We start from the raw sequence: 12,778 nt of genomic DNA, 5'->3' as shown, positions 1-12,778 counted from the left end.
TGCTCAACCCGCGCTCTCGTCGTCCTCGGCGATCTCGTCACGCAACCGGTTCCGGCCCGACCGGCCGGAGCCGGTTCGGCCCTCGCCGCTCAGCGCCGATCCGAAGATACTGTTCCAGTCGATGTCCAGTCCCCGGCGGACCGAACCCTCGGGTCCTGGCTGGGTGAAGGGCGCGAAGGTCTCCATCACCCGGTGCGCCATCTGCGACCTGCCTTGCTGGACGGCCTCCATGACCGAGGCGGCCAACTGCGGTCCCGTCATGCTCTGGTGCTTGTTGTCGAGGAACTTCAGGCCCGTCAACTCGCCCTGCGAGCCGACGGTGGCCTCCACCACGCGGTCCTTGGAGCGCACCGTCGCGGCAGCCTGGCTGAGGTCCGCCTGCGCTCGCGAGACGGCGGCCTGCGTGGCCTCCAACTCGGCCATGGCGTGGGCGATGCGCTCCTGCAGTGGCTCGGACAACGCAACTCCTGTTCGAAGATATGGAACGATCATTCTGTCGTACAACGGAACGAAAAAGCCATTCCCGGCCGGTTCTGCGACGCCAACGGACAGCACCACCCGGCGCGGAGACGCTTCGCCGAGGGCGCCTGGACCTAGCGGCCGATCACCGCCGGTGACCCGCCCTCGTCGGTGCCCCAGACATCGTCGTCCTCCGGCTCCCAGACCTCGCGGTCACGGTCGCCGCTCTCGGTCTCCGTCTGTCCCGGTGCCCCCCGGCCGCCCCCCATCGCCGGCAGGTACGGGTTGGCGCCACTCGTGCTGACGGTCTGCCGTTCCTCGTACCCGCCCTTGCCGCGCCCCGGTGCGCCGGGGCGGCGGTTGCTGACCACGTCGCCCGTGTCGATGACGTTGCGCACGCGCTCCGAGGGCCCGTCGTTCCCCTTGCCGCCCCCCATACCGCCCATACCACCCATGCCGCCCATCGGCATACCACCCATCGGCATGCCGCCCGCGCCTCCGCCCGGCATCGGGCCGCTGTTCAGCGGCGTGCCGCGCCCCGCGTCCGCCGCGTCGCCCGATCCGCCGCCGGACGCGCCGGCCAGCGACGGCTCCTTGTAGGGCGAGTCGTCGTACAGCTCCTCCTCGTAGGAGGGGTCGCCGTAGTCGTAGGAGGGGGTGCCCAGGGAGCCCTGGTGGCCGCCGCCGTTCAGCTGGTGGGAGCCCGGGGAGGCGCTGTCGGGGCCGTTGAGGTAGCCCGTGGTCGTCGTGCCGTCAGAGTTGGTGATCGAGGTGGCGCCGGTGTCCGGGTCCACCCGCGAGACGCTGCCGTCGGGGTATTCGGTGACGACCTGGCCCTGCTGGTCCAGGTGGGTGGTGCTGCCGTCGGGGTTGGTCAGCGAGTCGCCCGCGTTGAGCGGGCCGGAGTACGAACTGCCGTCCGGCCTGGTGACCGTGGACATCTGGGTGTCCGGGTCCACGACGGACTTGCTGCCGTCCGGGAACTCCGTGACGACCCGGTCCTGGGAGTCAAGATGGGAGACGCTGCCGTCGGGGTTGGTCAGCGAGTCGTTGCCGTTGACCGGCCCGGAGATGTCGGGGCTGAGGTGCCGCTGCCCCAGATCGCCGCCGTTGAGCTGGTGACTGAGCTGCTGCTGCTGTTGCCGGTACTCGTCCTGCTTCTGCTGAGCCTCCTCCTGCTTGGCCTCCTGCTCGGCGCGGATCTCCTCCTGCTTGGCCTCCTGCTCGGCGCGGATCTGCTCCTGCTTCTTCTCCGCCTCCTCCCGTTCCGCCTTCTGCTCGGCGCGGACCTCTTCCTGCTTGGCCTCCTGCTCCTTGCGGTACTCCTCCTGCTTGGCCTCCTGCTCCGCCCGTTCGGCCTCGGCCTCCTTCTCCTTCTGCTCCTGCTTGGCCTCCTGCTGCCGGCGGATCTCCTCCTGCTTCTTCTCCGCCTCGTCCTGCTCGCGCTCCTGCTCGGCGCGGATCTGCTCCTGCTTCTTCTGAGCCTCCTCCTGCTTGGCCTCCTGCTCGGCGCGGATCTGCTCCTGCTTGGCCTCCGCCTCCGCCTGCTTCTTCTCCTGTTCCTTCTCCCGCCTGTCCCGCTCGGCCTTCTGCTGATTGGCCTGCTGGATCTGGAAGGCCCGGGCCTCTTTCTGCGCCTCCTCCTGCTTGTGCTGAGCCTCCTCCTGCTTGGCCTCCTGCTCGGCGCGGATCTGCTCTTGTTTGGCCTCCTGCTCCTTGCGGATCTGCTCCTGTTTGGCCTCCTGCTGCGCCTGCTCGGCCTCGGCCTCCTTCTTCTCCTTCTCGGCCTTGGCCTCCTGCTCCTCGCGGTACGCCTCGGCCTCGGCCTTCTGCTCCTCCCGCTCGGCCTCGGCCTCCGCCTTCTCCTTGGCCGCCTTGGCCTCGGCCTCCTTCTTCTCCTTCTCGTACTTGGCCTCGGCCTCCGCCTTCTCCTTGGCGGCCTTGGCCTCGGCCTCCTTCTTGTCCTTCTCGTACTTGGCGTCCGCCGCCGCCTTGTCCGCGGCCGCCTTGGCCTCGGCCTCCTTCTTGTCCTTCTCGTACTTGGCGTCCGCCGCCGCCTTGTCCGCGGCGGCCTTGTCCTCGGCGTCCTTCTTCTCCTTGGCGGCCTGGTCCTCCTTGAAGGACTCCTCGATCCCCGAGTCCCCCTTGGTGCTGATGGAGCCGAGGTTGAATTGCGAGGCACCCCACGCGTTGGACAGGTTGCGCAGCGCGAGCTCGGCGGGGCCGACCAGCTTTTCCTCGACGGAGTCGTTCCACCGTTTGACCGCTTCTTCACTCACCGCCTTCCAGGTGGAGTACTCCGACAGGTCGCCGTACGTCCTGCCGTTCGCGTCCGTGGCCTCGGAGGTGAAGCCGCCCTTCGGGGTGTAGTCCCAGTGGCCGACGGCGTAGGGGCCGTAGCCAGGCACGTAGTCGGCGTCGAGCTGGGTCAGGTTGTTGTCCCAGGTTTTCGAGGCGATCTCCGACAGGAGGTCGACGAGCCACCGCAGCGGGTTGCCCTCGTAGACGTTCCAGTAGTCCCACTTGTCGTAGAGGTTCTTGGCCTGTGTTCGGAGAGCCTCGCCCGCCGCCCGGAGCTCGGTGCCGGGCTTCGACACACCGCCGTTCTCGGCCCCCATGTCCTCGACGTAGTTGTCGTAGCGCCGCCGGAGCTCATGGATGAGGTCCCAGAAGACGCCGGCCGCCTGCCCCAGCCACGCGTCGTTCTGCTCGCTGCCCACGCGGTTCTGCCACTCGTCCATGGTGACCTTGCTGTCCCACATGAACTTGGCCACCCGGTCGAAGGCGTCCCCCACCATGTCGAACGACTTCAGCCGGACGCCCTTGTCGGGGCCGATGGGATCCTCGCCGCCCCAGGCGAAACCGATGCTCCCGTCGTTGTTCTCCAACAGGGCTTGCAGCGCCCGACCCGTACCGTAGGAGTACTTGGTCAGTTTGAAGTTGTTCCAGACCACTCCGTCGTCGGTCGGTTTGAAGTGACCGTCGTCCAGCTCCTGGCCGTAAGCGCTCTGGATCTCACCTCCCACGTGCTCGCCACCCGACGGCATGTGACCCGTGGAACCGATCAGGGTGATGCGCGCCTTGTAGTAGGTGGCGCCCGAGCCCCCGCCCGACGTGTAGAAGGGAATGACGAAGTCGGTGTTCTGGATGTCCCAGCCCGCGTTCTCCGACATCCAGTTGAAGTCGGAGGCGTCGATGGACTCGACGCTCTTCTGCTTGGATATCTCGACCCGCATCTGCTTGATGCCGTCGTTGCCGACGAGTTCGTCGAAGAGGGTGCTCCTGGCATCCGCCTTGTACCCCGTGAAGAGCTCGACGGCCTGCAACCAGTAGTCCGCGGGCGAAGTGTCGTCGTCCTTGTTGTCATCGGCCATGGCGGGACTCCATCAACGGGCGGGATCAGCGGGCGGGAAGGGGCGGCGACGTGGATCGGCAGGCAGACGCCGCCCGTGTGGCGGCGTGGGCGCGGCGGAGGTCTACTCGTCTTCGTCGTCCTCGTCGTCGCCGCCCCCGCCGCTGTCGTCCTCGCTCGGCGTGGTCGTGAGGTCGGTCTCGACGTCCTCGTCCTCGAAGATCTCGAAGAGTTTCTGGCCCTCGATGGAATCCAGGCTCTCCCCCTGTGTCTTCAACAGGGTCTCGATGGTCTCCTCCAAGGCGGAGTCGATGTCCTTGAACAGCTCCTTGTGGCTGGTGAGAATCCCCTCAAGAGCGTTCACCATCTCCACGACGGCGCTGTTCACCCGGTCCCCGTTGCTGTCCTCGTCCTTCGCGAGGTTCCCGATCGCGAGCGGGACGGGGGTACCGTAGGGAAGACCGTCGATAGCCCCGTTGTCGCCTTTCAGGGACAACATGCCGGGAATCACCGGGTCTCCCGTGCTGTCCCCGGACACCACCTTGAGTGCGTCCCGGAAAGCCGCTATGTCGTGGTCCTTGAAATTCTGGAGCCATTCCTTGTTGAGCTGCGTCGGGGGCTGATTGCCTTCGGCCATATCCCTGCCTCTTCCTCCGTCACGGTCCGGGCGACGACAACAGGCGGCCGCCCCACGTGAAGCTCGTCGTGGGACGACCGCCCGAGCAACGTCGGATCAGCCGATCTTGACGTCCTGCCAGCTCTGCGTCTGCTGGCGCTCGTTGTGCGTGTAGAGGTCGCGGATGTTGTTCAGCGTGGCCGCGTTGTCATTGAGCCACTTGGCCATATTGGTGACGGCCTGGTTCCACGCCGCCTGCTTCTCGTCGTAGACCTGGCGGTCGTCGCCTTCCCAGGAGTTCTTCAGCGCCTGGAGTTCGTCGTTCAGGCTGTTGATGATCTTCTCGATCTCGCGCGTCTGAAGGCGCATGTCCTCGACGGCGTTGTCGACGTGGGCATAGCTGACGTAGATATATCCGTCAGTGAGGTTGTCCGGCATCAGTGACCTCGTCTCCCTGAATGGCTGTCGGTACGGCGTTTCGGTTGCGGCTGCGGCGGGCCGGAGCGGTACCGGCCCGGGCGGTCACTGTCCGGCGGTGCTGCCCATCAGGCCGTCGAAGATCGACTGCGACTGGGAGTACGCCTGGTTGATGGCGTCGTTCGACGAACCCTGGGTCAGCCCCTGGCCGCGAAGTGTCTCGTTGAGCTGGTTGATCATGTCCTGGAGGTTCTTCGAGATGATCTCGGCGTGCTCGTCCCAGGAGTCCAGCAGCTTCTGAAAGGCGCCACCGTCACTGCCCTGGAGCGCCGAGATCATGCCGTGCTTGGTGTTCTCGACATCCTGACGGCGGCTTTGGACGCCCGAGAAGGCCATCTCAAGGGCCTGAATACCGTTGCGTGTCGCCTGTTCCTCTGCCCGCTGCATACCCGTCATGGGCCGGCCCCTTCCGGTGGAAATCTCCCCGCCAGGCCCGAGGCGCCGGCGCGGTTGCGTAACCGGATGCGGAGGCATCCTCATCCAGTTGGTTGGTCCTGACAAGGATGGTAGAAGGGTCGCAAAGCGTGAGCAACGTTCCTCGGCGAGAAATGCCACTATGCGCCCGCACCACCATCTTTGCCTGGTCTTGCGGTACTTGACGTGCCGTGACACGTCCTCAGGCTTTCCTCAAATGTCGATATACCGATGAGAAAGACGCGTTGCCGTGCTCATGGGTTTCCCGCTTTCTTGTTGCCTGTGTCACACGGCGGAGTTGTCGCCTTGGACCGGCCCGACTTCGCCGCCGAGGGCGTCAGATCCGGCCCGGTCGGCAACATCGACAACAGCGACGAGGGAAGCCGCTGCGCCTGGCTCGTGGTGTATCCCAGCGCCTTCAGCGCGTCGGCCGTCGGCACCCGGTACTTCACCCCGCTGTCCGTCACCAGGTACACCGTGCTGCCGACGTTGGAGCCGTCCGCGCTCAGGGCGTGGACCAGGGCCCCGCCGCCCGGCGGCACCACGATCCGGTCGGCCTTCACGCAGGCCGGAGTCAACGCCTCCGGGGCGGCCTGCGCGGCCCGGCCGATGCTTGCGACGTCCGCCAGGGACACACTCACCCGGGTGCCGTCCTCACCCGACCGGATACCGACGCACGGAGCCTCGTCCGTGCCCGGCTCGACCGCCTTCGGCGGGCTCTCGGGAAGGTCCGTGCGCGTGTCCCCGCCCTCGGCGCCCGGCGCCAGATGCCCGATCACCGCGTCGGCACCCAGCGGGACGGCGTTGACCCCACCGCCCGCGTACGCCTTCTCCTTGGTCTGCGGGTTGCCGAGGAGCAGCGCGGCCACGGTGGCGTTGACCGGGGTCAGCCCCTCCTTGCGCAACACGTAGTAGCGGGGTTCGCCGCCGGGCGCGGACGCCCGGAAGACCTGGCCTACCCGGGTCTTCCCACCGCCCAGGGACGGGCCGGGGCTGCCGCGCCGCGGGATGTCGGGGGCGACGAGGTCGGGCCCTGAGGGCAGCGAGTTGAGCAGCGCCGCCGACACCCGCAGCGAGCGGCGCGAGCCGTAACCGAGGGCTTCCCGCGCCCCGCTGTCCACGTCAAGGCGCAACTTGCTGCCCTGCCACACCAGGTACTGGGCCTTGCCCGACCCGGTGACCAGCAGCCCCTCCGAGCCGCCCAGGCCCTTGCCGTCGATGTCCTTGCCGACGGCCAGCGCCGTGGCGGTCCCGCCGTCGCCCTCGGCCGAGCACACCTGCCACGGGTCCGAGGACAGGGAGCCGCTGTCCGGCACGTTGTCGGGGGCACCGACGATGCCCACGGGCGCACCGTGCGCGGTGCCGCCGAGCGATTTACTGCCGACGGACGCGGTCTTCAGGTCCGCGCCCAGGAGCAGCCGCGCCGAGGTGTAGTTGCGCACCGGGCGCAGCCGCCCCCCGAGGTAGAGGTAGCGGCCGCCCGTGTCCTTGTCGACCACCAGCGTGTTCTGCTCGCGCCAGGAGTCCTTCGTGCCCGGCTTGATCAGTCCGAAGACGAAGGAACCCGCGCAGATCAGGAGGGCGATGACGATGCTGATGACCACCCCGCGGTTGGTCCTGCCCTGGGGGCTCTCGGGGGCGTCGGGGTCGGCGCGCAGCATGCCCGAGGTCAGCCGCCCCATGACGAACATGTGCGCCTGGACCTGGTCGCGCTTGGACTGCACTGTGCGTTCCTCCGGTTCGGGCCGTCAGCCGTTCAGGCCGCGCAGGGCGCCGTACACCCCGAGCACCCACAGGGCCAGCGGCAGCAGGGCGAGCGCGGTCGCCGAGTGCAGGATCTCCGCGGCCCGGCCCCAGTACGGGACGAGCCGCCGGCCAGGCACGGTCCACGAGGCGATGGCGATGCCCGCGGTGGCCGCCAGCAGGCTCGCGACCAGCAGCAGCCGGCTGTCCGGCGAGTAGGTCACGGCCCGGAAGAGGACCAGCATCAGCAGGCCGCCCGCCCCCGGGGCGAAGAGGGAGAGTCGCTGCCACACGTTCCCCAGCCCACGGCCGTGCAGCAACAGCAGCAGCGTGAGCACGACGGACGTGATGACCTCGGCGAGCCCGCCGTCGTGGGTGAGCAGCGCCAGGCAGACCGCGCACACGGCACCCACCGCTCCGTACAGCGAGCTCATCCAGCCATCGGCGAGCACCGCCCGCGCGGAGACCACGGACGTGGGGTGCGGCTCGATGCCCTCCTGGAGCAGGTCGGCGTTGGTCGGCAGCGGAGGCATGCGCATCCCGGACATCCGGAACGCCAGCGAGGGGACGAAAGCCCCGAGGAGGACGGCCAACAGGGCGAGAATGCTGGCCACGTTGGACGGTCCCAAGTCGGTGAGGACCATCAAGGCGCCGGCGAGGGTCCCGAAGGCCATGACCACGGCGAGGCCGAGGAAGAGCGCCGCGAAGGACGCCACGGCGGCGAGGGCGACGATCGCGCCGCCCGCGCCCGCGGCGCAGGCGGCGAGCAGTCGGGCGCCCAGCACCTCGTGGCTGTGCGGGCCCCCCATGTCGCCGCCGGGCAACAGCCAGCCGGCGAGAGCGAGGTACGGGCCCACCATGATGCCGAGAGCCGCGCCCGCCCCGGCGTCACCCACCGCGCGGCTGGCCGAACCGGCCCCGGCGATCAGCAGCAGCCCGGCCGCGGCGGCACCGAGGGCACGCAGGCCGGTGGAGCCGCCGGGCAGGGCGAGGACGACCGCTCCGGCCAGCAGCGCGGTGACGGCGAAGCCGATCAGCAGCCGGGCGCTGGCCCGCGGGCTCCAGCCGTGCGGCCGGTCCTGCATGGTGGTGGATATGCCGTCCACCAGGTCGTCGAGGTGGACCTCGGGGAGGGCATCGATGCGCGGCCGGAGGTAGAGGGTCTCGCCGTCGCGCAGGTCGTAGGAGTCGAGGGTGCGCTCCTCGTCCATCGGCTCCCCGCCGAGGCGCTGCAGTACCCAGCCGCCGTGGTCGATGCCGCTTTCCGCGAGGTTGTCGGCGCTGTAGCCGAGGACGGCGGGCAGCAGGTCGACCACCGGCACGTCGGAGGGCACCGCGAGGTCGATGGACTTGGCCGGCGCACATATGGTCAGGCGGCACAGACCTGCCACCTGGTTGTCAGTCATCGGGCTGGCTCACGCTTCTTCCGGGGGTCTGCGCGGGGGCTTCCCGGGTCTTGGTTGTGCCCGCACGGGGCGAGGGGCGCTGACGAGACGTCATCATAGATGTGTGCAGTACCCCCACATCAGGGTGGGTGCGCATCACGGGCCGACTCCGAGAACTGGTATACCAAGTATGCAGAGTTCACTCTGGTCGTCAGGGCGGACCCTGATCGTCAGCGCGGACGCGCCGGAACGCCCACGGACCGAGGGCGTTCCCCCCACCGACTGTGCCCCGCCCCGTGAGGAGAACCGGCGTTGAGCGTCGTCCTGTTCCGCCGCCCGGCGCGTCGGCGCGGCCCCGAGATGCCGGACGGCGAACTGCAACTGCAGGAGCCGCCGACACTGCCCGAGGTCGTGCCGGACAGCTCCGCGATCTGGACCTACCTGCCCATGGCGCTGATGTCGGTGTCCATGATGCTCATGCTGATGAGACCGGGTATGGGCGGTGGCCGCGGCAGCCACTACATGTACCTGGCCATGGGCTTGATGGTGCTGTCCTCGGCGGCCATGATGCTGGGCCAGATGATGCGCAAGGCCAGCGAGCGCAAACAGCGGCTCAAGGGTGAGCGCCGCGACTACCTGCGCTACCTGACCCAGATCCGGCGCAAGGTGCGGGCCGCGGTCGTCGACCAGCAGAAGGCGCTGGCCTGGCGGCACCCGCCGCCCTCCGCCCTATGGCAGCTCGCGGGCACCACGCGGCTGTGGGAGCGCCGTCCGCAGGACACCGACTTCGGCGAGATACGGGTGGCCGTCGGGGAACAGAAGCTGGGCCTGCGGCTGACGCCCACCTCGACCACCCCGGTCGAGGACCTGGAACCGCTGTCGGCCCACGCCCTGCGCAGCTTCATCCGGGCCTACTCCACCGTGCCCGAGCAGCCCATAGCCATCTATCTGCGGGCCTGGGCGCGGGTGCTCTTCCGCGGCGACGAGGACCGCATCCGCTCTCTGGCCCGCGCGATCGTGGCGCAGCTCGTGACCTTCCACGCCCCCGACGACGTGTGGGTGGCGCTGTGCGTGTCCGACGAGCGGCGGGCCGACTGGGAATGGGTGAAGTGGCTGCCGCACAACCTGCACCCCCAGGAGAGCGACGGCGCCGGGCCGGCCCGGATGTTCGTCTCGGCCTTCAACGAACTGGAGGACCTGCTCGGCGCCGAGTTCCTGGAGCGGCCGTCCTTCGACCCCGACGCACCGCCGGGACGCGACGAGCCGTACACCGTGATCGTGCTCGACGGGGGCTCCGTACCCGCCCGTCACCGGCTGGACGGCGCGGGCTTCCGCAACGCCGTCGTGCTGGACCTCACCGGTGCGCTGAGCTGGCGCCCCGGACGGGTCACCCTCCGGTTCGACGTGAGCGAGGACTCCTTCGCACTGGTCCGCACCGACCGCGAGCGCAAGGAGCAGACCACCCGACTCGGCCGCCCCGACCCCATGGGGACGATCAGCGCGACGGCGCTGGCCAAGCGGCTGGCCCCGTACCGGATGGGCACGGGCGGCGGCGACTCCGCGGAACCGCTCTCCTCGGACGTCGAGCTGTCCACCCTGCTGGGCATCACCGACCTGTACCGGCACGACCCGCAGAGCCTGTGGCAGCAGAGCACCGGGTCCAACCGGCTCAAGGTGCCGATCGCGGTCGGCCCCGACGGCACTCCGGTGGAACTGGACATCAAGGAGTCCGCGCAGGGCGGCACGGGTCCGCACGGCATGCTCATCGGGGCCACCGGCTCCGGCAAGAGCGAACTGCTGCGCACCCTGGTGCTGGCGCTCGCGCTGTCGAACTCCTCGGAAACACTCAACTTCGTGCTGGTGGACTTCAAGGGCGGCGCCACCTTCCTCGGTCTCGACGAGCTGCCCCACGTCTCCGCGGTGATCACCAACCTCGCCGGTGAGGCCGCACTGGTCGGCCGCATGCAGGACGCCCTGCACGGTGAGCTGATCAGGCGCCAGGAACTGCTGCGCGCCGCCGGCAACTACACCTCCGCGCTGGAATACGAGAAGGCACGCGCCTCGGGCGTCCCGCTGGAGCCGTTGCCCAGCCTGTTCGTCATCGTCGACGAGTTCAGCGAACTGCTCTCCGCACACCGCGAGTTCATGGAGCTGTTCGTGATGATCGGACGGCTCGGGCGCAGCCTCGGGGTCCACCTGCTGCTCGCCTCGCAGCGGCTGGACGAGGGGCGGATGCACCAGCTGGAGAGCCACCTGTCGTACCGCATCGGACTGCGCACCTTCTCCGCCATGGAGAGCCGCGGTGTGCTGGGTGTCCCGGACGCCTACCAGCTCCCGCCGCAGCCCGGCAGCGGCTTCTTGAAGTCCGGCGTGGAGGCGCTGACCCGCTTCCGCGCCGCGTACGTCTCCGGCCCCTACCAGCACCGGCGCAGCCGCGTGAACCAGGCCCGGGTCGCGAGCCAGACGGTGCCGTGGACGGCGGGCTACGTGGTGCCCCGCCAGCTCCCGGACCTTCCCGACCCCGAACCGGAGCCGGAGGCCGAACCCGAGGAGGAGAGCGGCGACACCCTGCTGTCCGTCGCCGTGGACCGGCTGCTGGGCGCAGGTCCGTCCGCACACCAGGTGTGGCTGCCGCCGCTGAGCGTGCCCGCGACCCTCGACCAGGTGCTGCCGCCGCTGACCCCCGATCCCGAGTTGGGCCTCACCACCGTCGGCTGGCCGATGCGCGGACGGCTGACGGTGCCCATCGGTATCGTGGACAAGCCCTTCGAGCAGCTCCGCGACCTGCTGACCGTCGATCTGTCGGGCGTCGGCGGCCATGTGGCCATCGCGGGCGGCCCGCAGAGCGGCAAGAGCACCGTGGTGCGCACGATCCTCACCGCGCTGGCCCTCACCCACACCCCGCGCGAGGTGCAGTTCTACTGCCTGGACTTCGGCGGCGGCACCCTGGCTTCGCTGGCCGACCTGCCGCACACCGCCGGAGTCGCGGCACGGCTGGACTCCGAGCGGGTGGGCCGGGTGATCGCCGAGGTCACCAATCTGCTGGCGGACCGCGAACGGTTCTTCCTGGACAACGGCATCGACTCCATGCCGACCTACCGCCGCCGCCGCGCCGCCGGCGAGTTCGCGGACCAGCCGCAGGGCGACGTCTTCCTCGTCATCGACGGCTGGTCCACCGTCCGCCAGGACTTCGACCGCAACATCCAGACGTTCGCCGCCATCGCGGCCCGCGGCCTCAACTACGGCATCCACCTCATCGTGACCTCCGCCCGCTGGGTGGAGCTCACCGCCGCCGTGCGCGACCAGGCGGGCACCCATGTGGAGCTGCGGATGGGTGACCCGATGGACTCCGAGATCGACACCCGCCGCGCCGCCACCGTGCCGCGCAACCCGGGCCGGGGCCTCACCCGGGAGGGCAAGCTGCACTACCTCGCCGCGCTCCCCCGCATCGACGGCACGGAGTCCGCCGACGACCTCTCCGACGGCATCGCGGGCCTGGTGGCCGCGGTCAAGGAGAGCTGGCCGGGCCCCGCGGCCCCCAAGGTGCGGGTGCTGCCCACGAAGCTGCCCGCGGCGCAGCTGCCCCCTGCCGGAGGCGACTTCCGGGTGCCGATCGGCCTGGAGGAGGAGCGGCTGTCGGTCGTCTGGCACGACTTCAGCGAGAGCCCGCACATGGTCGTCGTGGGCGACACCGAGAGCGGCAAGACCAACCTGCTGCGGCTGATGGCGAAGTCCATCATGGACCGGTACACGCCCGCCGAGGCGCGGATCATGCTCGTGGACTACCGCCGCGACCTGGCGGAAGCGGTACCGGAGGAGTACCGGCTGGGCCACGCGGTGTCGATCGACGCGCTCAAGGACCTCATCGACGGTGCCGCCCGCGCCGTGCGGACCCGGGTGCCGGGCCCGGACATCGCCCCGGGCCGGATGAAGCAGGCCGACTGGTGGACGGGACCGCGGCTGTTCATCCTGGTCGACGACTACGACATGCTGGGCACCGGCATCGGCAACGCGCCGTTCGACCCGCTGCTCAACCACCTGGCCCTGGGCTGGGAGGTCGGTTTGCACATCATCGTCACCCGGGGCGCCTCGGGCGCCGGGCGCGGTCTGAACGAGATGCTCATGCGGCGGATGCTGGAGGTCAACACCCCGGCCCTGCTGCTGTCCTGCCCGCCCTCGGAAGGCTACCTGCTGGGCAACGTCAAGGGCCGGGCCATGAACCCGGGGCGCGCCGTGCGGATCGCCCGCCGCAAGACGACACAGGTCCAGACGGCGATGTTGGAGGAGCCGGACGCGTAACCGGTCCGAACGCGCCCGTACCGGGCTGTTCCG

The 12,778-nt window shown here is 69.5% G+C and carries 8 protein-coding genes; 1 reads left to right on the top strand and 7 read right to left on the bottom strand.

Features of this window, described 5'->3' with window-relative positions:
• Positions 1-3: 3 nt before the first annotated feature.
• The 7 genes from DTL70_RS17170 to eccD form a co-directional block, all read right to left on the bottom strand.
• Positions 4-459, bottom strand: a complete 456-nt coding sequence (locus DTL70_RS17170) for a YbaB/EbfC family nucleoid-associated protein (RefSeq protein WP_181860960.1) — start codon at positions 457-459, stop codon at positions 4-6.
• 134 nt (positions 460-593) lie between these two features.
• Entirely contained in the window at positions 594-3,833 is a 3,240-nt protein-coding gene (locus DTL70_RS34795) for an AAWKG family protein (RefSeq protein ID WP_114022837.1), read from the bottom strand.
• A 102-nt stretch (positions 3,834-3,935) separates the two neighbouring features.
• Positions 3,936-4,448, bottom strand: coding sequence for a type VII secretion system-associated protein (locus tag DTL70_RS17160; protein ID WP_114022836.1), 513 nt, complete (start codon positions 4,446-4,448; stop codon positions 3,936-3,938).
• A gap of 96 nt (positions 4,449-4,544) precedes the next feature.
• Positions 4,545-4,865 carry a WXG100 family type VII secretion target gene (locus DTL70_RS17155; protein ID WP_114022835.1) on the bottom strand — a complete coding sequence of 107 codons (321 nt, stop codon included), beginning with the start codon at positions 4,863-4,865 and terminating at the stop codon, positions 4,545-4,547.
• Positions 4,866-4,949: 84 nt separating this feature from the next.
• On the bottom strand, positions 4,950-5,300 hold the full coding sequence (locus DTL70_RS17150; RefSeq protein ID WP_114022834.1) for a hypothetical protein: 351 nt from the start codon (positions 5,298-5,300) through the stop codon (positions 4,950-4,952).
• 272 nt (positions 5,301-5,572) lie between these two features.
• Positions 5,573-7,042 carry a type VII secretion protein EccB gene (gene eccB / locus DTL70_RS17145; protein ID WP_114022833.1) on the bottom strand — a complete coding sequence of 490 codons (1,470 nt, stop codon included), beginning with the start codon at positions 7,040-7,042 and terminating at the stop codon, positions 5,573-5,575.
• 24 nt (positions 7,043-7,066) lie between these two features.
• Positions 7,067-8,467 carry a type VII secretion integral membrane protein EccD gene (gene eccD, locus DTL70_RS17140; protein WP_114022832.1) on the bottom strand — a complete coding sequence of 467 codons (1,401 nt, stop codon included), beginning with the start codon at positions 8,465-8,467 and terminating at the stop codon, positions 7,067-7,069.
• A gap of 291 nt (positions 8,468-8,758) precedes the next feature.
• On the opposite strand from eccD, the gene eccCa reads away from it, so the two are divergent.
• Positions 8,759-12,745: a type VII secretion protein EccCa gene (eccCa, locus tag DTL70_RS17135; protein WP_220183626.1), complete on the top strand. Its 3,987-nt coding sequence runs from the start codon at positions 8,759-8,761 to the stop codon at positions 12,743-12,745.
• Positions 12,746-12,778 lie beyond the last annotated feature (33 nt).

The sequence above is a fragment of the Streptomyces diacarni genome (assembly GCF_003323715.1).
GTDB classification, from domain to species: domain Bacteria; phylum Actinomycetota; class Actinomycetes; order Streptomycetales; family Streptomycetaceae; genus Streptomyces; species Streptomyces diacarni.
The sequence above is the reverse complement of the archived record's forward strand: the minus strand, read 5'-3'. Positions and strand labels throughout refer to the sequence as shown.